This window comes from Moritella dasanensis ArB 0140 (assembly GCF_000276805.1).
Lineage (GTDB): Bacteria > Pseudomonadota > Gammaproteobacteria > Enterobacterales > Moritellaceae > Moritella > Moritella dasanensis.
The window spans coordinates 223,622-246,846 of sequence record NZ_AKXQ01000004.1 but is presented as its reverse complement, the minus strand read 5'-3'; the positions used below and the strand labels follow the sequence as shown (position 1 = coordinate 246,846).

Annotated in this window: 21 protein-coding genes; 9 read left to right on the top strand and 12 right to left on the bottom strand. The window is 41.1% G+C overall.

What is annotated here, in order from left to right:
* Positions 1-4: 4 nt before the first annotated feature.
* From A923_RS0105225 to A923_RS0105215, 3 genes are all read right to left on the bottom strand, one after another.
* Positions 5-568 carry an acetate uptake transporter gene (locus A923_RS0105225; RefSeq protein ID WP_017220605.1) on the bottom strand — a complete coding sequence of 188 codons (564 nt, stop codon included), beginning with the start codon at positions 566-568 and terminating at the stop codon, positions 5-7.
* A 522-nt stretch (positions 569-1,090) separates the two neighbouring features.
* A complete protein-coding gene (gene gloA, locus A923_RS0105220) occupies positions 1,091-1,531 on the bottom strand; it encodes a lactoylglutathione lyase (protein ID WP_017220604.1) in 441 nt (146 codons plus the stop codon).
* A 27-nt stretch (positions 1,532-1,558) separates the two neighbouring features.
* Entirely contained in the window at positions 1,559-2,440 is an 882-nt protein-coding gene (locus A923_RS0105215; protein WP_017220603.1) for a flagellar protein MotY, read from the bottom strand.
* A gap of 261 nt (positions 2,441-2,701) precedes the next feature.
* Here A923_RS0105215 and rnt point away from each other — a divergent pair, with 261 nt between their 5' ends.
* Positions 2,702-3,406: a ribonuclease T gene (rnt, locus tag A923_RS0105210; RefSeq protein ID WP_017220602.1), complete on the top strand. Its 705-nt coding sequence runs from the start codon at positions 2,702-2,704 to the stop codon at positions 3,404-3,406.
* A 64-nt stretch (positions 3,407-3,470) separates the two neighbouring features.
* On the opposite strand, the gene A923_RS22005 is transcribed toward rnt, so the two are convergent.
* Positions 3,471-3,869, bottom strand: a complete 399-nt coding sequence (locus tag A923_RS22005) for a YfiM family lipoprotein (protein ID WP_017220601.1) — start codon at positions 3,867-3,869, stop codon at positions 3,471-3,473.
* A 416-nt stretch (positions 3,870-4,285) separates the two neighbouring features.
* Here A923_RS22005 and A923_RS0105200 point away from each other — a divergent pair, with 416 nt between their 5' ends.
* On the top strand, positions 4,286-5,611 hold the full coding sequence (locus tag A923_RS0105200; RefSeq protein WP_017220600.1) for a Na+/H+ antiporter family protein: 1,326 nt from the start codon (positions 4,286-4,288) through the stop codon (positions 5,609-5,611).
* Positions 5,612-5,885: 274 nt separating this feature from the next.
* Here the strand turns inward: A923_RS0105200 and A923_RS0105195 are convergent, their stop codons facing one another.
* Complete coding sequence (locus A923_RS0105195) at positions 5,886-6,215, bottom strand: Grx4 family monothiol glutaredoxin (RefSeq protein WP_017220599.1); 330 nt, start codon at positions 6,213-6,215, stop codon at positions 5,886-5,888.
* A gap of 328 nt (positions 6,216-6,543) precedes the next feature.
* On the opposite strand from A923_RS0105195, the gene A923_RS0105190 reads away from it, so the two are divergent.
* Entirely contained in the window at positions 6,544-7,128 is a 585-nt protein-coding gene (locus A923_RS0105190; RefSeq protein ID WP_017220598.1) for a superoxide dismutase, read from the top strand.
* 395 nt (positions 7,129-7,523) lie between these two features.
* Here the strand turns inward: A923_RS0105190 and recR are convergent, their stop codons facing one another.
* The gene (gene recR / locus A923_RS0105185; protein ID WP_017220597.1) at positions 7,524-8,126 is read right to left on the bottom strand and encodes a recombination mediator RecR; all 603 of its coding nucleotides are present in this window, start codon (positions 8,124-8,126) and stop codon (positions 7,524-7,526) included.
* A 449-nt stretch (positions 8,127-8,575) separates the two neighbouring features.
* On the opposite strand from recR, the gene dhaR reads away from it, so the two are divergent.
* Positions 8,576-10,522 (top strand): dihydroxyacetone kinase operon transcriptional regulator DhaR, encoded by a 1,947-nt coding sequence (gene dhaR, locus A923_RS0105180; RefSeq protein ID WP_017220596.1) that lies wholly within the window; start codon positions 8,576-8,578, stop codon positions 10,520-10,522.
* 73 nt (positions 10,523-10,595) lie between these two features.
* Here the strand turns inward: dhaR and ptsP are convergent, their stop codons facing one another.
* From ptsP to dhaK, 3 genes are read right to left on the bottom strand one after another with little or no spacing between them, the layout of a single operon-like run.
* Entirely contained in the window at positions 10,596-13,043 is a 2,448-nt protein-coding gene (gene ptsP / locus A923_RS0105175) for a phosphoenolpyruvate--protein phosphotransferase (protein ID WP_017220595.1), read from the bottom strand.
* Positions 13,044-13,048: 5 nt separating this feature from the next.
* Positions 13,049-13,684 (bottom strand): dihydroxyacetone kinase subunit DhaL, encoded by a 636-nt coding sequence (dhaL, locus tag A923_RS0105170; RefSeq protein WP_017220594.1) that lies wholly within the window; start codon positions 13,682-13,684, stop codon positions 13,049-13,051.
* 11 nt (positions 13,685-13,695) lie between these two features.
* Positions 13,696-14,760 carry a dihydroxyacetone kinase subunit DhaK gene (gene dhaK, locus A923_RS0105165; RefSeq protein WP_017220593.1) on the bottom strand — a complete coding sequence of 355 codons (1,065 nt, stop codon included), beginning with the start codon at positions 14,758-14,760 and terminating at the stop codon, positions 13,696-13,698.
* Between the two features lie 353 nt (positions 14,761-15,113).
* Here dhaK and A923_RS0105160 point away from each other — a divergent pair, with 353 nt between their 5' ends.
* The 5 genes from A923_RS0105160 (at position 15,114) to atcC (ending at position 19,065) form a co-directional block, all read left to right on the top strand.
* Positions 15,114-16,199, top strand: a complete 1,086-nt coding sequence (locus A923_RS0105160; protein ID WP_017220592.1) for a glycerol dehydrogenase — start codon at positions 15,114-15,116, stop codon at positions 16,197-16,199.
* A gap of 407 nt (positions 16,200-16,606) precedes the next feature.
* Positions 16,607-16,897, top strand: a complete 291-nt coding sequence (gene atcJ, locus A923_RS0105155; protein ID WP_017220591.1) for a cold adaptation protein ActJcold adaptation protein ActJ — start codon at positions 16,607-16,609, stop codon at positions 16,895-16,897.
* Between the two features lie 13 nt (positions 16,898-16,910).
* The gene (atcA, locus tag A923_RS0105150; protein ID WP_017220590.1) at positions 16,911-17,399 is read left to right on the top strand and encodes a cold adaptation protein AtcA; all 489 of its coding nucleotides are present in this window, start codon (positions 16,911-16,913) and stop codon (positions 17,397-17,399) included.
* On the top strand, positions 17,396-18,160 hold the full coding sequence (gene atcB, locus A923_RS0105145; RefSeq protein ID WP_085984814.1) for a cold adaptation protein AtcB: 765 nt from the start codon (positions 17,396-17,398) through the stop codon (positions 18,158-18,160). The genes atcA and atcB overlap by 4 nt, the downstream gene beginning before the upstream one ends.
* A gap of 11 nt (positions 18,161-18,171) precedes the next feature.
* Complete coding sequence (gene atcC, locus A923_RS0105140; RefSeq protein ID WP_017220588.1) at positions 18,172-19,065, top strand: cold adaptation protein AtcC; 894 nt, start codon at positions 18,172-18,174, stop codon at positions 19,063-19,065.
* Positions 19,066-19,210: 145 nt separating this feature from the next.
* On the opposite strand, the gene A923_RS0105135 is transcribed toward atcC, so the two are convergent.
* The 3 genes from A923_RS0105135 to apt form a co-directional block, all read right to left on the bottom strand.
* Positions 19,211-19,540, bottom strand: coding sequence for a YbaB/EbfC family nucleoid-associated protein (locus A923_RS0105135; RefSeq protein WP_017220587.1), 330 nt, complete (start codon positions 19,538-19,540; stop codon positions 19,211-19,213).
* Positions 19,541-19,720: 180 nt separating this feature from the next.
* On the bottom strand, positions 19,721-22,360 hold the full coding sequence (gene dnaX / locus A923_RS0105130) for a DNA polymerase III subunit gamma/tau (RefSeq protein ID WP_017220586.1): 2,640 nt from the start codon (positions 22,358-22,360) through the stop codon (positions 19,721-19,723).
* A 114-nt stretch (positions 22,361-22,474) separates the two neighbouring features.
* Positions 22,475-23,020, bottom strand: coding sequence for an adenine phosphoribosyltransferase (apt, locus tag A923_RS0105125; RefSeq protein ID WP_017220585.1), 546 nt, complete (start codon positions 23,018-23,020; stop codon positions 22,475-22,477).
* Positions 23,021-23,225: the final 205 nt, after the last annotated feature.

Below are 23,225 nucleotides of genomic sequence, written 5' to 3'. Positions count from 1 at the left end.
ATGATTAAAAAACAGGTTTACCAACAGGTAATACTTCACGGCCATATTCGCCATTCAGAATTTGCGCCATACTAAAGTACATAGCGCTTAGACCACAGAAAATACCAACATAACCAGCGATCACACCGATAGCGGCACTACCACTAAAGTCACGAGCAGCAAGCAAGAAGAACAATGCAGTTAATGAAGCGAATACGATCTGCTTTGCTCGTGGGTAACGTAATGAACCAATGAATAAGCCAGCAGTAAATAGACCCCATAACAGCAGGTACCAACCCATAAAGCCAGCAGGACTCGCTGCAACACCCATTTTCGGCATCAAGATCAGAGCAACTAATGTTAACCAGAAAAAGCCATACGAAATAAACGCTGTCGTACCAAACGTATCGTTACGTTTGTAGCATAAAATACCCGCAATAATTTGGCTAATACCACCGTAAAAAATACCCATCGCAAGTATCATAGAATCCATTGGGAAAAATCCCGCATTATGGATATTTAATAAAACGGTAGTCATACCGAAGCCCATAAGGCCCAGTGGTGCTGGATTAGCTAGTTGTGTAGACATTAATAATAAAACCTGACAGATATAAAGAGGCGGCGATTGTAGGTTAATAATTCTAAGGGGGCAATTACAAATAGTTTAAAAATCCAACTGATTAACGATTTTAGTTATTTAAATATCGTTATTAATCTATATAAACAAATTAAACATCATGCCTTACATTAATAATGTGAATAATATTTAAAATAAAAATGGCACTTTAAGTGCATGTTTATAATGACCATATTGTTTTTATCATGTCGGGGTTCAGGCTGGGATTAACGTGTTTATTGATAAGTAATTACATGGGGATAATTAATTTAAATTTAGTTATTCTCATTATTCATAATAAATAATCTAATATATCAATAAATTATATACACGTGTTTTTATATTGCTATGAATATAACAGTTATTTTATTATAACTTAATAATATATTAAATTTTAATTAGGGGATTGGGGAATTAAGGGATTACTTGTGGATGCGAGTAACTGAGCGTGAGTCATCACTCACACTCATGACTACTGTATTACTATATACAGTATTACCATTCGCCAACGTTTTGCATTGAAGCCCATGGTTCTTGAGGTGTTAGTCTGTCACCTTTTTGCAATAACTCGATAGAGATGCCATCTGGAGAGCGAATGAATGCCATGTAACCATCACGTGGTGGACGGTTAATAACAACACCAGCAGCTTGTAGTTTTGCACATGCTGCGTAGATGTCGTCAACTTCATATGCAAGGTGACCAAAGTTACGGCCGCCTTCATACGCTTCTTCGTCCCAGTTATAGGTAAGTTCAAGCGTTGGTCGAGAGGTTTGTTTAGCTTGTTCAGCATCGCCAGGTGCGGCTAAGAAGATAAGCGAAAAGCGTGCAGCTTCATAATCATTACGTTTAACTTCGATTAGACCAAGTTTATTACAGTAAAAATCTAAAGATGCTTCTAAGTTTTTAACACGAACCATAGTATGTAAGAATTGCATAACACGTCCTATTACAACTGAGTGATATTAAAGAATCGGTTGCCCTAATGATATCACAACGCGTTGATTTTTTTGTCGTTCAATAATATTACCATTTGACGCTATTTGACTCTTCTCACCATAACCATTGGTTTGTATTTCAAGATTTTTAAGGCCATTTTCTAAAAAGTACTGTTTAATATTCTCAGCACGGAGTGACGATGTTTCTAAGTTTTGTAATTCATCACCATAACTACTTGTGTAGCTATCAACAACAACAACATTAATATCAGGGCTGTATTGTAAGAATTCACTGATCATCGCTAATCGTTGTTGGCTTTGCTGTGTTAATTCATCACTGGCCGCATTAAAATCAAGCACGGAATACGCAATATCATCCAAGCTGTACGGTAATAAATTACTCACACACTCAAGAAACTCTTGGTATTTATTCTGAAAATTAACCGAAGACAAACCGACACTGATAAATTCACCGCCACGATACCAGTCTCGAAAATAGAAAGTTGGGTAATCACCAGAGTCTAACGAGTCAAGCATACGCCAGGCTGGCTGTTCACTGACATAACCGGAAAATTGGCGATATAGCTTTACATCGGCAAGATCTTTCGCGGCACTGCCCGGTTTCCAATTTGGTGGTACCGAACGTAACGATGCCATTTCTGCTTGAGCTGGCAAACGTTTCATATCTAATTCAAAATCGAGATTGATCAGCTTAGAGGCGCGACTAGTAAAGATGGCTTGACCGTAACGAGGAATATCATGCTTCAAGCTGCATTGCACAGGTGTAGCACGACTATTTTCCCATTGAGAAAATTCGTAATTAGCGGCATAGTTTTTCATGCTAGCTGAAGCACTTGTTGAACCGAAAGCAACAAGTGAAGCAATTATAAAATGTTGGCAGTTATTCATACGGTTCAAAATCCTGTTTATTCGAGGCCTATATTAACTTATCGGTATTGAGATAAATAACTTGAGTCTCTTTTCTCAAAAAACTTAAAAACATCTCAAAATACCTAATAAGGCAAAGGCCCTTTAAATGACATTCCTTGTTGATTATCCCTACAACTAGCACCCGATTCGTAAAAACTAACCTGAAATTCGCAAAGTTGATTAGAGGACATGCGATTATTATGGCATAATCCCAAGCAAGTCACACTAATAAATGATCACATGACCACAACTGAAAAATCAGCTTTTAGCCAACGATTCCGTGGCTACTTCCCTGTTGTTATCGATATCGAAACAGCCGGGTTTAATGCACAAACAGATGCTATGTTAGAGATCGCCGCTTCTATTCTCGAAATGGATGAAGATGGTTATCTTAAAATTTCGCATACTTTACACTTTAACGTTGAACCGTTTGAAGGCGCGAACTTAGAACAAGCAGCCTTAGACTTTACCGGTATCGACCCGACCAACCCACTACGTGGCGCAGTACCAGAACGTGACGCGATCACCGAGATCTATAAAGCTGTTCGTAAAGGCTTGAAAGATACAGGTTGTCACCGTGCGATAATGGTTGCACACAATGCGGCTTTCGATCATGGTTTTTTAAGTGCCGCATCACGTCGTGAAAAAATAAAACGCAATCCTTTCCACCCTTTTGCTACGTTTGATACCACGACACTTGCGGGTCTTGCCGTAGGTCAAACTGTACTTGCTAAAGCATGTATGGCTGCTGGTATTCCTTTTGATCATAAGCAAGCACATTCAGCTAAATATGATACAGAGCAAACAGCACTGTTATTTTGCTACATAGTAAATAAATGGAAAGATATGGGCGGCTGGCCACTTGCGGTTCCTGAAGACGAAATAATTGAAGACACTGACACTGTTAGTGACAGTTCGTTAAGCGCTGACACTGAAACAGAATAAGTAATTATGCCCCTGCGTAATGAATAATGCGCGAAGGGGCAAAGCTTCATGATGTAAAGACAAGTTAAAACTTGCCTTTAACACCGATGATTGCCGTATCAGTTTCACTTTCATAATGAAAGTTCAACACTGTTGCGCCAAATGACATTCCAGCAACACAACCTAACACATTGGCTACCATATCGTTTTTACTAAATTCATTCCCTTCTTGCCCTGAATCTATCGTTTCCTTCAATGCACCGATAGAGACACCCACTAACATCGTTTGCCACCAACTTTCGCTATACATCATCGTCCCCCCACAGATAAAAGTCTGAGCAATAAAATGTTTCTGCTTGTCATCCTCTACGCTTTCAGCATTCACAGCTGCAGGACAAAGAAACAGCGGGATTAACAAGATCCTCCAACACTGAGTCATCGCTGAACATATAACTTGGTTTACATTTTTAGCTGAATTAATCATGAATATTAAGCGCCATAACAAATTTAGCAATGTAACCTAAACAACATCCACTCTAGACCGAGAGTTATCACAATATAAATTTGATAAATATAGGTTTATTTTATAACGAATACCTATATAAATAAGGCTTTAATGCTAAATAAAGTTAATAAAAAGCATCCATGCGCCAAACATCACTGAGATTGAAGAATAAAAACCCATGTGAATAAAGACAAGGCTAGCAGTCAATATACACATCGCAACAAATACGAAAACATAAAAATAACGATCAAATACTTAGGTATTCTCACCTGAAACAACAACAATTCACTAAATCTGCATAATTACCCATAAATAGCTGTAAAATTCGCTTATCTTATTTGTAATAGTTTTATATACTACGATTAATAAAATTATTAACATTGGAAAGTAGATAAATGAATCCTGTCGTTATCGCGGTACTCACTATGTTAATCCTCAGCTTTATGCGGATTAATGTTGTTGTCGCACTCACAATTAGTGCCATTTTAGGCGGCTTAATTGGTGGTTTACCTTTAGAAGAAGTTATTGCAGCGTTTAACTCAGGTTTAGGTGGTGGTGCGTCAATTGCATTAAACTATGCCATGTTAGGTGCGTTTGCAGTGGCTATCTCAAAGTCAGGTATTACTGACATATTAGCGGCTAAAATTGTTAGTCGTTTAGGTACTGCTGGTAGTCAACGCCAAATAAACGGTTTTAAATACGGTTTACTCTTTACCCTGCTATTAGTAGCAATCTCATCACAAAACGTTATCCCAGTGCATATTGCGTTTATCCCACTACTTGTTCCACCGCTACTTGGTGTAATGAATAAGTTGAGATTAGATCGTCGCGCTGTCGCTTGCGTGATCACCTTTGGTTTAACGGCAACGTATATGTTCTTGCCAATTGGTTTTGGTGGTATTTTCTTAAATAACATCCTACTTAAAAACCTGAATGATAACGGTGCAAACGTTGTTGCCGAACAATTACCAACTGCAATGGCACTACCCGTTCTCGGTATGGTTATCGGTCTTATTACCGCAGTGGTATTTAGTTATCGTAAGCCACGTGAATATTTGACTGAAAGTGAATTAACAACGAAAGAAGTACAGAAAGTTGAATATAATCCTCGCCATATAATCGTGGCGATGGTTGCAGTTGTTGCTGCGCTTAGCTTACAGTTAATCTACGATTCAATCATTCTAGGTGCATTAACAGGTTTCATTATCTTCACCCTTGGTGGTGTGATCAAGTTCCACGAAACTCAAGACATCTTTACGCGCGGCGTACATATGATGGCGATGATTGGCTTTATCATGATTGCCGCATCTGGTTTTTCTGAAGTGATGAAAGCAACCAGCGGCGTTGAATCGTTAGTCGGTTCTATTGGCGGTGTGATTGGTGATAATAAAGGCTTAGCGGCACTATTAATGCTCATTACTGGTTTATTGGTAACGATGGGGATTGGCTCGTCTTTCTCGACAATTCCAATTCTTGCGACTATCTATGTGCCACTTGCACTGCAGTTTGGTTTCTCACCATTGGCAACTGCATCACTGGTTGGTACAGCAGCAGCCTTGGGTGATGCCGGTTCACCAGCATCAGATTCAACATTAGGTCCAACATCTGGTCTTAACGTTGATGGTCAACACGATCACATTCGTGACTCAGTAATTCCAACATTCATCCATTATAATATTCCCCTTATTATCTTTGGTTGGATCGCTGCAGTTACGCTGTAATAGTGCAATACCTATAAACCTCTGTGCAGAAAAATATTATTGCTATCGCAAACATACATGGCCATGGATGGCCTTGTCTAAGCGAACATGGATGTTTTGAGCGGTTTGCAGGAGTAATATTATTTAGAGTGCTTAATTATCGGGATTGGTATAAATCAGTTAATGATTAAATCGCAGATATAGAAAAGGGAAGCAATTGCTTCCCTTTTTCGTATGTTCATTATAGCTAGCAGCGATTAATACCGCCGACTAAAAATAATCAAACCAGCACTAATTACTCAGCTTTTGCTTTTGCAGCAGCTTCAGCGATTAGTGGCTGTAATTCACCTTGTTGGAACATTTCCATGATGATGTCACAACCGCCAACAAGCTCGCCGTCAACCCACAGTTGTGGGAATGTAGGCCAGTTAGCGTATTTAGGTAGTTCAGCACGGATATCTGGGTTTTGCAGGATATCAACGTAAGCAAATTGCTCACCACAATTGATTACAGCTTGTGATGCTTGTGAAGAAAAACCACAGCTAGGTAGCTTTGGTGATCCCTTCATGTATAGGATGATTGAGTTCTCAGCAAGTTGCTGTTTAATTTTATCTAAAGTTTCCATTGTGTCCTCACAAATCTCAGCGTTTACATCTATTGTAGTTATAATTATTTAAACTCTAACTATAGAATGCATTATATAAATACAAATTCAGTGAGCCATTTTATGCTAATTATAGCTTCGTTAACACCGTTAATTTGTAGGGTTATTTTGTTTTATATTTAGTCTAATTGTTAATAATTCATGTATCTCGTTACAATTTATTAATTGAACAAGACAATTGCGTGCAAATACTTGAATATATTCAACGCTAGCGGTAGTATTCTTCCAATAATTAAATCAATAATGAGCAATGGATAGCTTTTAGCTATCAATACATAAGGAAATACCTATGAGTATTACACTACCAGCTTTACCGTACGCACAAGATGCACTTGTACCACATATCTCAGCTGAGACTCTTTCTTTCCATTACGGCAAACACCACAACACTTACGTGGTTAAGCTTAACGGTCTAATCGAAGGTACACCTTTTGCTGAAAAGACATTAGAAGAAATCGTTAAATCTTCTGCTGGTCCAATGTTCAACAACGCTGCACAAGTATGGAACCACACATTCTACTGGAACAGCCTGACTCCAAATGCAAAAGGCCAACCAGAAGGCGCTCTAGCTGACGCTATCAACGCTAAATTCGGTTCTTTCGAAGCGTTCCAAGCTGCATTCAACGATAAAGCTGTAAACAACTTTGGTTCAAGCTGGACTTGGTTAGTTAAAAACGCTGAAGGCGAATTAGAAATCGTTAACACTTCTAACGCTGGCACGCCAATCACAGAAGCTGGTGTTACACCGCTAATCACTGTTGATCTTTGGGAACATGCTTACTACATCGATTACCGTAACCTACGTCCTAGCTACCTTACTGCTTTCTGGGCACTAGCTAACTGGGATTTCGCTGCCGCTAACTTCGCAGCTTAATTACCGATTAGTCTGAGGTTTGCCTAGATTAATCTAAGGTTAGCCTTAGGCTAAATGGTAATACTATCGGTGTGATTAAAACGACCTACTCGTATTAATAAATCGATAGTATCAAAAAAACCGATAGCGAAAGCTATCGGTTTTTTTTTATTGAACTAGTATTGTTTATACTTAATTGTTATTCTTTACGTCATTAGACTAATGACAAGGATGTTATTACTTATTTTTCAAGACCGAGGTCGTTATGAATTTTAGTAGTACATTTAAAGCCATATTAACATTGTCTATTCCAACAACCCTGATGTTCACTGTTCTATACTTATCAGTAAACTAAGCTCTTTTTCTTATTAATAAACGATTGTTGTTAAAATAAAAAGAAGAGATTGTACTGACAATTAGTAAATTTGTTGTCTACCAAGTAATGAATGGGACAAGGTCGTTCCATCAACATACTCTAATTCACCACCCACTGGTACACCATGCGCAATACGGCTTGCTTTAACGCCATATTCTTGTGCTATCTCAGCGATATAATAAGCAGTTGCCTCACCTTCCACCGTTGGATTTGTCGCAAGTATGAGCTCTTCATAGTGACCAGATGCTAATAAGTTTGCTAATTTATCTAAACCAATTTCATCCGGTCCAATACCGTCTAATGGTGATAAATGCCCCATTAACACAAAATATTGACCACTGAATTGATTTGTCTGCTCAATCGCAGCTACATCCGCGGGACCTTCAACAACACAAAGTATTTTTTCAATTTGGCGTTTGGGATTTGCACAAATAGCACAGATATCTAATTCAGTCAGTGTATTACACTGCTGGCAATGACCAATCTCAGTCATGGCTTTCTCTAAAGAATGCGCGAGAGAAACAGCTGAATCACGTTTACGTTCTAATATATGGAAAGCAATGCGCTGTGCAGACTTAGGGCCGACACCCGGTAAAATTTGTAGATCATTAATCAATTGATCTAACAAGGGACTGAACTTCATTTATAACTCCAAAAAGAATCCCGGCACAAGCGAGGGTTCACGTCTATATTGAGCGCAATACTACCTTAAACTAATGCTTTGGCATATGATTTTGTCCCCTATTTAGACAATCGGATGTTTCGATTTACAGGCCAATTAATGCATGCTTTAAACTATCGCCTACCTCGATGCAATAACGGCGATTATTAATCAGCATATACCTTGACCCTGCATCGGTCGCATTGCAAATGACAACGTCGGGAAATTCACGATTAAATACTTAAAATTTCTGCAAAATAATCCCCATACCTTGATCTGGCATTAAGACTCATATTATATTTTAGTTACTATATCTATAGATAAAATATCAATTAGTTTCAAATTCATACACATGATTACTACGACATCCTGCATTAGCTGAGTCCTTCTGAGTATTAGGCTAATCTACAGCTTTTTTCACCAGTGATATTATGACAAAAATGATAGAATTAACTGAAGAAAATACACATACTTGTTGGGATTTTTTCCAAAAACATCGCTGGGTTGCTGCAGAGTTTACATTATCTCCCATCCTCGACTCTTGGAAACGCTGTATCCGCCAGGCTTCTCCTTATGAATGGCATAAACCCAGCGTAGCTTCGGGCAGTACTCTCAGCTTGTTTGTCCATCGCAGTTGTGAAATTATTGCTATAGCAGAAACGGTACTCGAAGATGTCTACCGAATGCTGGAACCCAGAACATGTATGTTGTTGGTTACTGACAAGACTGGTTGTACTCTGTCAATTCTGGGTGATGACAAGATAATTGCTGATTTTAATAACCTGGGATTTAAAAAAGGCGCCTTTTGGACTGAAGGCCAAGTCGGTACTAATGCTGTCGGTCTCTGTTTACATACTCATGAACCTGCAAGCATTTTTGCAGCCCAGCACTTTAACCAGCATCTACATAAATACAGCTCCCATGCCGCGCCAGTATTTAATACCGAAGGAAGACTCATAGCTTGTCTCTTGCTCATCACTCATGTTGATCACTATCAACATTCCGATGCAGCTTTGATCGCTTCATGTGCAAAAGAAACAAGTAGTTTACTGCAATTAGAGAATAATGTATCCGATGCCAATACTCTTTTAGGGCAAAGAAATGCAGTACTCGAATGTATGGATGACGGTATAATAGCTTGGGATCGAGAGCTACACATAACCCTAATAAACAACCAAGCGGCCAGTCAGTTCAAACTCGAAAAAGATCGTGTTATCGGCATTCAACTAGAAAAGCTCATCACGTTGCCACCTATTATTAAATCAGGGATCCAAACGCGAAAAAAACTGTCCCACCTCGAAATCACTTTTGAATGTCAGGGTGAATTTATCGAAGCGCTTGTCACATTAAGACCTCTGCAAGACGGTAGTTTCTTACTTTTCTTGCATCCTCTTGAAACAATTAGGCGCTTTGCGCAACGACATATCTGTAGCAGTGTCGAGCTGAGTTTTAATTCACTGGTTACACGTTCTAAAAAAATGCAAAAAATTATTACCATCGCTAAACGCGCCGCCAAAACCAATGAGTCAATCTTATTAAAAGGTGAAGACGGGGTTGGGAAAAATAAGATCGCGCAGGCCATACATCATCTGAGTGATAAAAATAAAGGTCCTTTTATTACCATCAACTGCAAGAGTATTGCGCCGGAAAATATGCTGAAAGAGCTGCTCGGTAGTGACGACGGTAAAGGTCAGGCATCAAAATTCGAACTCGCCAACGGCGGTTCGCTCTATCTAGAACAAATTGAGTTTTTATGCACAGAAATGCAATCTGCTCTGCTACAAATATTGAAAACAAATTTAGTCATACGCACTAATAGTAACCGCATGATCCCACTAAATTTTCAGCTTATAACCTGTACTAGTGCCGACTTAGAACAGTATGTAAATCAAGATTCATTCAGGCGTCAACTCTATTACGCGATCAGTGCAGTAGAACTTGATATACCTCCTCTACGACAGCGTAGAGAAGATATTACTGAACTGATCCAGCGGCAATTAAGGCGACTTGAGAAGCGCTACAATAACCGTCTATCTATTAGCGATGATGCTCTCGGCATACTGTATCGTTATTCTTGGCCAGGCAATATTCCAGAACTACAGAATAAGATAGAAAAAATCGTACTTAACCGTAATGATGATATGATCACGACTGACGATCTGCCAAACCAATTTTTATCCAGCCCTATCGAAAAAGATATGTATGGTTTACCTTATGTCCAGAGTCTTGAAGCAATGGAAAAACAAGCGATAAAGAAAGCTTGGGAAGTATTCGATGGTCGTATACACGATATCGCAGCAGCTCTGCAGATCAGTCGTACGACACTATGGCGTAAGCTTAAAAAATATAATATCAGTCCACAAATTACCGTAAAGTAAACGAAAAATAAGTCATTAAAAAAGGTATGAAATAAATTTCATACCTTTTAAACGCTAAACCAATGCTATTTAACTAAGCAGGTTGAAGCTGTAAATGCTTCCCCGATTGATGATAAGTAATACGTCTAACCTTGGCTTTAACCCCAGGGATCATACTTGCACTAGCACTGAGCTTAGTCACTCCCAAACGGATTAACAGCTCGGTCATATCACTATCTCCCGCCATTTCACCGCACATACCAACGGGTATATTGGCTTTCTGACCTGCCTCACAAGTCATTGCGATTGCATTAATCACGGCCTGTTGTTTATAGTCAACCAAGTCAGCCACGGCAGGATTCCCTCGATCTGCAGCCATGACGTACTGGGTTAGATCATTGGTACCAATAGAAAAGAAATCAGCTTCCTGTGCTAATTCATCCGCATTAAATACCGCGGCTGGAACTTCAATCATGATGCCAATCGCCAATGGATAATCGCGTTCAGGCAAGCCTAACTCTTCTCGACAAGTTGAAACGAGAGTTTTAACCGCGATAAGCTCTGACGGTTGCGCGATCATGGGGATCATCAACTGAACATTCGAATGCTCTGCTGCAACTCTAAGCACAGCTCTCAGCTGATCCTTAAACAGTATATGATCAGCCAGACATAGTCGTACTCCGCGCAAACCAAGAAAAGGATTATCTTCCGCTGTCATCGGATAAGATAACAATGGTTTATCTCCACCGACGTCTAAACTGCGAATGGTCAACGGTCGGTTCCCCAATGCAGCAGCAATATCACGATAAACAATATATTGATCCTGCTCTGACGGCAGCTCAGCGTGAGACTGGAACATAAATTCAGTCCGCAGCAGACCGACACCTTCAGCGCCGGCATCAAGCGCGGCTGAAACATCTTCTAATCCGCCAATATTCGCCATGACATTAAATCGATAACCATCAGTGGTCATTGCAGGCTCTTGCGCGGCCAACAATTGATTAGAGGTATGATCAAGCCAAGTTTTACGGCGTTCTTCTAACTCCTGTTGTTTGTCTGCTGTTGGCGTCAGCCATAATAAGCCACTAAAACCGTCAACCGTCACGACTTGACCAGGCTCAACAAGCTCCAGACAGTTTTCTAACCGGATAATGGCCGGAATACCCATCGCCCTAGCAAGGATCACACTGTGTGATGTTTTACCTCCACCACTTAAACAGATAGCTAATACCTTCTGCGGATCTAACTGGGCAGTATCCGAGGGTAACAAATCCTTTGCCAACAACACCGATGGCTGAGCCAGTTCAATTCGTCCTCCCTGACTCTTTCCACATAATTGCAGCATAACCTGACGGGCAATATCCTTCACATCAGCTTCACGCTCTTGCATGTAAGTGCTTTTTAATGCGCGGTATTGCTCAGCTATAAGCGCTGTCGCTTCTAACCAAGCTTGTTCAGCTATCATATCTTGTTCAACTCGTAGCCTAACATCAGCTAGTAGCTCTGGATCAGCAAGCATGATCATGTGTGCTTTAAATATTTCCGCATGCTCCTTGCCTAAAGTTAACTCCGTATCACTCGCCTGCTGCACAAGTTGCTCGGTCACTTTTTGGATAGCACTATCCAAGCGGATATTTTCCATCTCAACCGATTCAAAGCTACGCTCAGGTATAGCAGGCATCACAGCGTCAAAATGAATCACCGGTCCTGTTACAATACCGCCGCACACAGCCAGACCAGTCAACGCGCCTTCAACCTTTTCTTGCGAAGACACACTATATTCATTTGATATAGCATTTACTGACGCTATATCATTTGCTATCGATTCTCCAAAGTGACCATCAGCCAAGCGAATAAATTCAGCAATCGCCAGTTCAGCTTCTGCACCCGAAGCATACAGGCAGATCTCATCTCCGCACTGCACATTAAGTTTTGCAATCGAATTGAGGCTCTTAGCGTTTGCTCTCTCATCCCGCCTTCCCAGCTCAATGGTCGCATCGATAGCAGCCATCGTCGCTACGATCAATGCGCTCGGACGCGCATGAATACCGTGCGGATTTTGTACCCGCCAGCTGGTTGATAATGCTGCTTTATCAACAGCAGATGTAACAACGGCAATCACAGGTTCAGGTTCGTCACCCAAATGACTCTGCTTACCCGCTAGGGCGCCCATAGCCTCGGCTCTGACGATGTCAATCGGCAAATTAGCAGCGGCTGCAACACCCGCCGCCATAGCGCCTTCCACTATCGGAGCGGAACAAAGCTGAACAGTTGCAGCTATTTCTGGATCTAACAGCTCAATAGCAACCTCAGTACTTAATAGCGCACTCCCTAAATCCATTAAAACAAGAACACCACCTTCATCATGAACCTCTTCGATAGCTGACATCACCCGAATGCTATCGGTTCCGATAGGATACTGTTCATCATCAACACCTCCGGCAATAGCAATATTACACTTGCCCTGCGTCATCTGGGTTACAAGCTCAACAACGCCTTCAGCTAATCGTCGGCTATGTGAAACAATTACGATACCTACCATTTTAACTACCCCGCAGAAACAATACGTTGCAAAGATTGAACCATCATCATACTCGACGTTGCTCCGGGATCCTGATGACCGATACTGCGCTTACCAAGATAGCTGGCGCGACCTTTCTTGGCCTGCATCTCGATCGTCGCAATAACGCCCTCTTCTGCCGCTTGCACCATCAACTCCAGCGCTTTCTCTAACGTAAATCCTTGCTCTATAGCAACATTACCGGCATCAACGACAGGCCACCAAACGTCACACATGGTTTTATCACCAATATTCGCTTTACCCCGAGAAACTACGCCTTCAACACCTGCGCTAAGCATGTTAACCATCTCTTCCAAAGTCAGCTTTTCTTTGCCAACGACAACACCAGCTGCGCGAATATAAAACGTACCGTACAAAGGACCACTCGCACCACCAACACTCGACAGCAATGTCATGCCCGTCGTTTTCATGATAGTACCGATATCCTGCTTTTCCATACTCGGCACTTTTTCGGCCACTCGTTCAAAACCACGGTTCATATTTAGCCCATGATCGGCATCACCAATATCGGCATCAAGCTGAGTCAAAAAATCTCGTTGCTCAACAAAAATTGCAGCACAATCCTTTAACCAAGCCAAGATGTGCTCTTTTTTTACATACATAGTCATCATCCTTAACAGCCCCAGCGCAATGCAGGTGTATTTACTGGTGCATCCCAAAGTCTTAATATTTCACTATCTGCTTTTAATAACGTAATTGAGAAACCTTCCATATTCAGAGAAGTACAGTAATTACCGATCAAATTACGCGCTATTTTGTATCCCGCACTTTCACAATTCTGGTGCAGTCTTCGATACGCACCATATAGTTCAGAACCCGGAGTACCGCCTAAACCATTCACTAAAACAATGTACTCGCAGTCTGATTCGAACTCTTCAGTTAGCACTTCAACATCTTGCCACTCACCTAACTCGCGGTTCCATTCGCGCAATTCACGGCTATACGGCGGACACTCGATTAACTCTGCAAACATCTGATCAACCAAACTGTCCAACTCTTTATAAGTCCGACGTTCAATCCCTGGCTCACCGTGAATACCGACACCAAATTCAATCTCATCGTCTTCTAAAACAAATGACGGTTTACCTGCGGCAGGTACTACACAAGCAGATAAAGCAACCCCGAATGAACGTGATACATTATTCATACGTCGCGCTAATTTTTCACATTGTTCAAGGCTATATCCTTCTTCCGCTGCCGCACCAACAATCTTCTCAATCAAAACAGTCGCAGCAACACCACGGCGACCAGCTGTATACAAGCTGTCTTTTACCGCAACATCATCGTCAATCAATACTGAACCGACTTGAATACCATCGGCATGTAACATCTCCACCGCAGTTTCAAAATTAAGTACATCACCAGTGTAATTTTTTATGAAAAACAAAATGCCATTATCATTGTTAATTTTATGCCCACACTCATACATCTGGTCTGGCGTTGGAGAAGTAAAAATTTCCCCCGGGCAGGCTGCTGTTAGCATACCTTTCCCGATAAATCCGGCATGTAATGGTTCATGTCCGTTACCACCACCAGATAATAAGGCAACACGCCCTTGGTCAGTATCACGCCATACATAACGAGGTTCTAATGATACGTTCAATTCTGGGTGCGCCAAATTAAGACCTTCAATCTGTTCTTTAACCACGTTTTCAATTTTGTTAATTAATTTTTTCATTGTATAACTCCAATTGATTAGTTTTAGGTATTGTCCCTAGTATCAACAAATAAACGCGGACTGCAAATCGTCACAATTTTGTTTCAATTTGGAACCATTTAAATAAAAATTGGTTCAATTTGAAACAAAGTAAAATTCCAGAGAACATAACGTGACGCACCTCAAAACATTCGTTCCAAAATGGCAAAAATAACGCTAATTTGTGCATATCATCATAGAAAAAACGCTAAAAACAACTGATTTGGTTACCTTTACCAGCATTTACTTTATGTTGATTACCAGCTTAAGAGCAGCACGGTTGTTTACTTAAAGCCTAAATCTAATCATAAAATAAACATATAAAGGAATTAATCATGGATAAAATAATTATATCTCCAAGTAAGTATGTTCAAGGTGAAAATTTACTTGCAAGTATTGGTAAATATGTGAAACCCATCGGGAGTAACCCATTGGTAATTGCAGATGGTTTTGTGACAGATTTAGTCGGCGAAACAACCAAAGAAAGCTTTTTGCAAGCTAATATCCCATTGAACATGGCGCTATTTAATGGTGAATGCTCTCGACCTGAAATTGAACGTTTACTAACCATCAGTCAAAACGTTAAAGCAGATGTGGTCATTGGTATCGGGGGTGGTAAAACATTAGATACAGCAAAATCAATTGGTTTTTATCAAAACATTCCCGTTGTCGTCGTACCAACAATCGCATCAACAGACGCGCCAACAAGTGCATTAGCTGTGATTTATACTCCTGAAGGTGAATTCAGCGAGTACCTGATGATTCCGACGAACCCGAACATGGTGCTCATGGATACCAAAATTATTGCCGGCGCACCAGCACGGTTATTAATATCAGGTATCGGTGATGCGTTATCGACATATTTCGAAGCACGCGCTTGCGCAGCCTCAGGCGCATCTACCATGGCGGGTGGTGCCTCTACCCTTGCCGCACAAGCGTTGGCTAAACTTTGCTATGAAACCATCCTTGAAAACGGTCTTAAAGCTAAGCTTGCAGTAGAAAATAACCTACCATCTCCAGCCGTTGAACATATCATCGAAGCAAACACGTATTTAAGTGGTATCGGTTTTGAAAGTAGTGGTCTTGCTGCTGCTCACGCAATTCATAATGGCCTAACGAAATTAGAAGAATGTCATCATCTGTATCACGGTGAAAAAGTTGCATTCGGTACACTCGTACAACTCGTGCTAGAAAATGCCGCAATGGAAGAAATCGACACCGTGATTAACTTCTGTCGTGAATTGGGTCTGCCAACGAACCTACATCAGATGGGAGTTAAAGAAATTAATCGTGAAAAACTAATGGAAGTAGCAGAAGCATCTTGTGCTGAAGGTGAAACAATCCATAACATGCCATTTGAAGTAACCCCAACCGCAGTACTCTCTGCAATCCTTGTTGCACATAACCTGGGTTCACGTTAATAATAACGAACCTACTTAAAACAAAAATGCCGCTATCATTAGCGGCATTTTTGTACCTTCTATTCAGCTATTACATTAAATCTATTGTTTTAGCCACTAATTCCCCCCCCAATCGACGGCATGACCTACTCTTGGTATAGGGTTAAATAAGCTGCAAACACAACGACTACTAAGACAAAACAGCAGAGTGTAAACCCGAGAACGGCTCGCAAGCCGCAAAGTAGTTCATTAAGCCACAACAATATCAGATTTTGTGTTGTGATCTGACCTTTCTGCCGTTAAACTTCTGCCTCCCAAATTATTGGTTAAGCTAAAGATTGATAGATTTTTAGCCGATGGACATTCATTATATTGGATAACACCGTTTATATCGGAACATCACAGACTAATTTGCCACAGGTAACAATATGATTAACCACTTTAGTGTGCTTGGTATTAAGCCGAACGCCAATGAAGACGACATAAAGAAAGCCTATAAACGTCTATCGAATCGGTTTCACCCTGATAAATTACTCGGCGCATCTGACGATGAAAAAATTCATGCAGAAGCCCAATTACAACGAGTAAGAAACGCGTATGAAGTGCTTTCAGATCCGAAGCTTAAACGCGAGTTTATAAAGAATTTTAGTAACGTTATTGTGACCGACCCTGCAGCCGCTATGCGCGAGTTGTGGGATCAATTTTATCCTATTAGTTAATTGCTGAGCACCCATGACAAAAGCACTCGATCTCTCACGTATTGATGAATTAAAAGAAAATGCATACAGCAATATCGAATCTTATAACGATCCCGATACGCCGAATGCACTTGCTGAATTTACTAGCCAAATTAAAGCCGTTTTACTGGCAGACCCTAAGTTACTCGACTCTGTACCTGAGTACCTGCCTATTGCACTTTATGAACAGGTTAAATTTCCATCTGAAGCAAAACTCAAATGGGCTCACTGGATAAAAGAAGGCATCCAGCCTGAATGGGATGATTTTAAAACGACAGTTGCTTTTAATAAGCCTGATTTACCGCTTGTTTTAGCCGTAAGAAACTACTCAGAGACATTATTAATTGAAAGCTGTATCGTTTTATTCTTGTTGGCGAATGACAATGTAGCGACGTCTACAAGTAAAGAACAAGATGATAATGACTACACCGAAGAAGAAGAAGGTTATTACGATCACTTTGATGAGGAAGAGGAAGAGCTATAATGAAGAGCTTAATTGAAACTGCCGTAATTGAAATCAAACAATTAGCAGATGTAGAGCCTCAACAAGCAAGTAAAAAGTTTGAGTTGATGGCGAGCACCATGACTGATGATGTTTTGGTTGAAGTAATCGAGCAGATGGATATCGTGACGTTAACACAGATAAACAGTCACCATGATATTTCTTGCCCTTCTATCATGTCAGAGTTAATGACCCCTGAACAGATCCGCGATATTGTTTGCCAACAACCGCTATATTGGGAAGAAAAAGTTAAAAACAATGCTGATGAATTGATCCAGCATACCTTTGATTTTCTAACCTACCTTATTCGTATTCAAGATAGCGAAGCGAAACAAGCGGCTATTTTAGAATGCATTGCCGAAGATCAAGCGGGTCTTTTTTACTTGTCGATCCCGTTTATTGAATATCTATTAGCACCAGCGGCAGAAGCAGACCAGCACAGTCACATCACCGATAACTTTGATGATGAAGATGATGGCGAAACGGTTGGTTACACAGATCGAAGTGCCGAAGAAGATGCACATAGTTTAAGCATTGATGATCCACGTAGTTTATTAGCGTTGATCCGTGAACTTGCGCCTGAAGTTGAAAAATCAATTAAGAATTTACTGCGTAGCGAAAACTCAAGCTGGGTAGCTATCATCGACAGTTTCGTCAATGAGTTAGTGCTGCAAGCAAAAGAGAAAAACCAAGTAGATGATGAATACGCTGAAGTAGATGACATGTTTAGTTTTCTTGATTAAGGATCTCGTTAATGCAAATTGTACTAAGAGACAGTAATCAAGGGCCTTTTTTAACTAAAGTATTAGGTTATGGCCAAGCTGAAGGGCTATTAACTGAAACGCAACTTGGCCAAATTAAAAGCAAAGCTGTGTTAATGAGCCTTAAACTAGCAGATAAATTTTATAATAAACATAAGATGCATTTGCTAGAAAACGCGGCTTATGATGTGATCGGTGTGGCTAGCTTAGGTTTAATGTCGTTAAGTAATCACGACCTAGCGCAAGCGCTTAAGCTACTTTTGACACCAAACGGTATTGTAACTGCGTTCCAGAAAGGTTGGAGCATGCTCAGCAGTGTCAGTAAGTACAAGCTAAACGGTAAATCAGTCTATGGCGACATAGATCCGACGTTACTCGATAAAGTATCAACACCGAGTGATGCGGATGAATGGCAAGGCTGGCAGGGCTATCAAGACGCGCTGTTAGACTTTAATCGTGAAGAGTCTATCGTGTGCTTGTTACAGCAGTTTTATGCTCGAACAACCTACGATCCTTTAGATTGTTTAAGCCTCGAAAACGTGTTTGCCGAAGTGGTGCTGTACCGTCTATTCTTTGGCCCTGTTAAGGTGCGATTTGACCTTAAGCAACGGTTAGCGAAGATTGAACTTGAAGATGAGTGGTTCTCGACCGAACATATTGAGCAACAAATTCAGCTGACGTTGTCTGAAATGCCAACGCAACTTGCCGATACGATCAAGATTGATCAAGGTAAATACTTTACAGCGGGTTTACTGCGCACATTAACGTTTGCTAAGAACTATCGAGACCTGCGATTAACAGACGCAAGTCCAGAGCGATTAGAACGATATGAATATAAAGAAGGACTAACAGGTTTGTTAGGCTGGCCAGTTTATATCTCACTGTGATCGTTATAAAATAAAATCGATCAAATAACAGCAATAAAAAATGGCAAGTACCGACTCTAATATAGAGATGGTTACTTGCCATTTTATTTTGTATTTGAGTTAAATAAATATTAAATATCTGTTTAACTATTCTCTAATTAAAGAGTTAGAAAGGCATTTTCATACCTGGTGGTAATTTCATACCGCCAGTAACGTCAGCCATTCTTGATTTATTTTCTTCTTCAACACGACGAGCAGCATCGTTGATTGCAGCAGCGATAAGATCTTCTAACATCTCTTTATCGTCTTCCATCAATTCTGGGTCAATTTGTACACGACGTACGTTGTGGCTACCAGTCATAGTAATTTTAACCATGCCTGCACCAGATTCGCCAACGACTTCCATGTTAGCTAGGTCTTCTTGTACTTTAGCCATCTTGTCTTGCATTTGTTGAGCTTGCTTCATTAAGCCGCCCATTCCGCCTTTACCAAACATATTAAACTCTCTTTCTATTGTCTACCGCGAACAACAATAAATGAATACTGATTGTTGCGCATTGAATATCCATACTATATGGGTATCACTGGAAAAAAATCAAGGTTGATAACGATTGATATCAACACTATAAAAATTATAACGGCGCGATTACAGTACTATAACGGTACTAAAACAGCACTATAACGGCACGATTGAACTATCATCAATGACAGCGCCGAGTCGGTTCATAAAGAACTGAATATACTTATCATCATACAAGTTTTTAGTCGCATTCGCTAAGCGTTGTTGATAAATTATTTCTTCAAGTTGCGCTGGCGTTGATTTGCTTGGGTTTTCACCAAAGTTAATCACTAACTCAACAGGTTCTGATAGCACTTCTTGCAGCGCTTCAGTTAACTGCTGACGAGACTTGTCATTGGTCACGTAACGTTGGTCTGGATTCATGGTCAAGGTAACACGACCAGGTTCATGTTCCATGACACTGTGCAATGCCATTTGGCGAACTCGTCCACCTAAACTCATCTGATTGATGTAACCACACCACGGATCATTTTCATCACGTAATTTGTTATCTAGTCGTGTAATGGTTGTTGATTTACCCGATTTTTGTCCCTGAAACGCCGGTGACAAATCATTAATATCAACAGCTACCTGACTAAAACGATCAATTTGACGTACCACGGGCTCAGCAAAACCTTGCGCAGGTACTTGGTTGTTATACCCCCCCAGCCCTTGGCTTTGTGAATTGCCTTGACCTTGGCCTTGGCCTTGGCCTTGATAATGAGTAGGAGCAGGACCCGGATCTTGATACTGCCCTTGATCTTGGTATTGTCCTTGGTCTGGATAATTACCTTGGTCCTGATATGAATCAAGCGGAGGTAACTCGTCCCACGTTGGTGGAGACTGTTGCTGTGTTTGTTGTTGCTGTTGCATAGGTTGGCTTGCAGGTGCGTTAAAACGACTCTGCATAGCGGGTGTATGCTGGATAACAGGTGCTACCGCTTTTTTCGGCGGTACAAACGACGATTGAGCCTGTTCACTCTTCGTCGCTGTCGACTTTTTTGCAGTTGTACCTAAACGACTACGTAAAAAATTACGCGTTTTACGCCCTTGGTCAACACTGCTCTCAGCTACTGGCGCAGGCGCTTGATTCTGTTGTTGCTGCGGTGCAGTGCTTACTTGTTCTGGTTGAATTGGCGTAGCTGGTGCTGATGGAATCGGTGCAGACTGTGTCGGCGCGATATTCATTGGCTGTGGCGCGTATTCTGGTGCAACCGTGTTTTGCGGCGCAACATCATCCTGTGGAGCAACTTGCGGCGCAGCATACTGTTGCGGTTCAGCTGCTTGCTGTTCAATATGACCCATCGCTTGCGCAGCTTGTAACAGCTCGTTTTGCTCTAGGTTCAAATTCATAACAGCTTCATCAGTCGGTTCAACGACTGAACCATCTGTCATTGCAGTATCAATAACCGGCGTCAGTGGCGCAGAAACATCAACCGCTGGGGCTACAGGCTGTGGTTCTAATGGTTGTAATGCTTGTACAGGTTGCTGTACTTGCTGCGGCGCTTGCGGTTGTATCTGAGCTGTCACTTGAGCAGCTACTGGAACTTGCTCTTGTGCTGCTATTTGAGAAACAGGTGTTTGCTCAATCGGCGCAGCCACAACGGTTTCAGTCACAACGGGTGCAATTGCCACAGGTGCTGGTGTCACATCTCTCTCAGGCGCTTGTAAACGGCCTTGTGGACGAAACGCTAACATACGCAATATCGTCATTTCTAACGCACTACGTGGATCGGGTGCAAGCGGTAGCTCTTTACGACCGGTTAAGGTAATTTGATAATACAGCTGCACATCTTCGGGTGACATCTCAGCACACAAAGCTTTCACTTTATCGGCATTCTCGCTATCAACCACAGATGACGGCAAAATTTGCGCCATCGCAATTCGGTGTAACAAGCTTGCTAGCTCGACATGCAGTTGGTCAAAATCAGGTCCTAACGAACTGACTTCGGCAATTTTAGCCATACAGTTATTGGCATCACCACTGACAATTAAGCGCAGTAGTTGCAACATGTGTGTATGATCTAGCGTGCCCAACATATCCAACACTGTTTGGTATAATACTTCACCCGCACCATGAGATAATGCTTGGTCGGTGAGACTCAAGGCATCACGCATACTACCATCAGCTGCTTTCGCGATTGCATTTAATGCTGACAATTCATACTGGCAATGTTCACGGGATAAAATGTGCACTAACTGCTGAGAAATCTGCTCAGTCGTGAGGACTTTTAAATGGAACTGCAAGCAACGCGATAAGATCGTAATCGGTAGTTTTTGCGGATCGGTTGTCGCCAGTAAGAACTTCACATATTCAGGTGGTTCTTCTAACGTTTTTAATAACGCATTAAAACTGTGCTTAGAAAGCATGTGTACTTCATCGATTAAGTACACCTTAAAACGGCCACGAGCTGGCTTGTACTGCACGTTATCAAGTAACTCACGCGTATCTTCCACTTTGGTTCGCGATGCCGCATCGATCTCGAGCAGATCAACGTAACAACCTTGATCAATCTCGACACACGTTGAACATTCGCCACAAGGAGTGCTGGTGATGCCTTTCTCGCAATTTAAGCTTTTGGCTAAAATGCGGGCAATGGTGGTTTTACCCACACCGCGCGTACCACTGAGCAAATATGCATGGTGTAAACGGTCTTGCTCTAGCGCATTAACTAAAGCGGTCAGCACGTGTTGTTGACCAACAACTTGCTGAAAATTATGCGGGCGCCATTTACGCGCTAAGACTTGATAACTCATAACAGTTCTATGATTACTTAATATTGATAAGCACTAATATGCTCGGGACTGAAAATAGCTGGCAGTCGGCCACCAGCTAATCATGATTATTACAATAGTGTATCTGACTGCGGATTATTCGCCGTCGAAATCAACTAATTTAGTAATATTAACATTAAGATTCTTCAATACAGTTTCACCGCCAAGGTCTGGTAGTGAGATAACAAATGCAGCTTCTTCAACAATACCACCAAGCTGACGGATCAACGAAACCGTCGCAGCCACAGTACCACCAGTTGCTAATAGATCATCAACGATAAGTACTTTATCGCCTGCGTCTACCGCGTCTACGTGAATTTGTAATGTATCGGTACCGTATTCTAACTCATAGCTTTGTTCGATCGTTTTACGCGGTAGTTTGTTCGGCTTGCGCACTAGAATAAAACCAAGGCCAAGTGCTTTTGCTAACGGTGCGCCAAAGATAAAACCACGCGCTTCAGTGCCGGCAATTTTAGTAAAACCAGCATCTTTAAAACGTTCTGCAAGTAAGTCAATTGTCGCAGCAAAAGCGGGACCATTCTCAACTAAGCTTGTTACGTCACGGAAGATAATGCCTGCTTTTGGATAATCTGGAATTGATTTAATACTACTTTTAATAAACCCGAGTGTATCTTGGTTCATATTACAACCTGTTAATTTGATGAGCGAACTGTCATATCACCAAATAACTTTGGCTATAACATGTGCTCAATATATAAAATAAATATTGGGGATAAATTTTAAGTAACTGCTTGTTGATATGCAAGCGAGTATTAAAATTAACGTCCTTTTGAAGAAATTATTATACGATATATTTGGCAATTATGGTTAATTCTGTTTTAATCGC

Bases quoted from the DNA above. Each gene is read 5' to 3' on its own strand.
- A923_RS0105195 (WP_017220599.1), bottom strand. From the start codon at position 6,215: ATGGAAACTTTAGATAAAATTAAACAGCAACTTGCTGAGAACTCAATC.
- dnaX (WP_017220586.1), bottom strand. From the start codon at position 22,360: ATGAGTTATCAAGTCTTAGCGCGTAAATGGCGCCCGCATAATTTTCAG.
- atcC (WP_017220588.1), top strand. From the start codon at position 18,172: ATGCAAATTGTACTAAGAGACAGTAATCAAGGGCCTTTTTTAACTAAA.
- A923_RS0105190 (WP_017220598.1), top strand. From the start codon at position 6,544: ATGAGTATTACACTACCAGCTTTACCGTACGCACAAGATGCACTTGTA.
- dhaL (WP_017220594.1), bottom strand. From the start codon at position 13,684: ATGTATGTAAAAAAAGAGCACATCTTGGCTTGGTTAAAGGATTGTGCT.
- dhaK (WP_017220593.1), bottom strand. From the start codon at position 14,760: ATGAAAAAATTAATTAACAAAATTGAAAACGTGGTTAAAGAACAGATT.
- A923_RS22005 (WP_017220601.1), bottom strand. From the start codon at position 3,869: ATGATTAATTCAGCTAAAAATGTAAACCAAGTTATATGTTCAGCGATG.
- A923_RS0105200 (WP_017220600.1), top strand. From the start codon at position 4,286: ATGAATCCTGTCGTTATCGCGGTACTCACTATGTTAATCCTCAGCTTT.
- A923_RS0105135 (WP_017220587.1), bottom strand. From the start codon at position 19,540: ATGTTTGGTAAAGGCGGAATGGGCGGCTTAATGAAGCAAGCTCAACAA.
- atcJ (WP_017220591.1), top strand. From the start codon at position 16,607: ATGATTAACCACTTTAGTGTGCTTGGTATTAAGCCGAACGCCAATGAA.
- atcA (WP_017220590.1), top strand. From the start codon at position 16,911: ATGACAAAAGCACTCGATCTCTCACGTATTGATGAATTAAAAGAAAAT.
- A923_RS0105160 (WP_017220592.1), top strand. From the start codon at position 15,114: ATGGATAAAATAATTATATCTCCAAGTAAGTATGTTCAAGGTGAAAAT.
- A923_RS0105215 (WP_017220603.1), bottom strand. From the start codon at position 2,440: ATGAATAACTGCCAACATTTTATAATTGCTTCACTTGTTGCTTTCGGT.
- A923_RS0105225 (WP_017220605.1), bottom strand. From the start codon at position 568: ATGTCTACACAACTAGCTAATCCAGCACCACTGGGCCTTATGGGCTTC.
- dhaR (WP_017220596.1), top strand. From the start codon at position 8,576: ATGACAAAAATGATAGAATTAACTGAAGAAAATACACATACTTGTTGG.
- gloA (WP_017220604.1), bottom strand. From the start codon at position 1,531: ATGCAATTCTTACATACTATGGTTCGTGTTAAAAACTTAGAAGCATCT.
- ptsP (WP_017220595.1), bottom strand. From the start codon at position 13,043: ATGGTAGGTATCGTAATTGTTTCACATAGCCGACGATTAGCTGAAGGC.
- rnt (WP_017220602.1), top strand. From the start codon at position 2,702: ATGACCACAACTGAAAAATCAGCTTTTAGCCAACGATTCCGTGGCTAC.
- apt (WP_017220585.1), bottom strand. From the start codon at position 23,020: ATGAACCAAGATACACTCGGGTTTATTAAAAGTAGTATTAAATCAATT.
- recR (WP_017220597.1), bottom strand. From the start codon at position 8,126: ATGAAGTTCAGTCCCTTGTTAGATCAATTGATTAATGATCTACAAATT.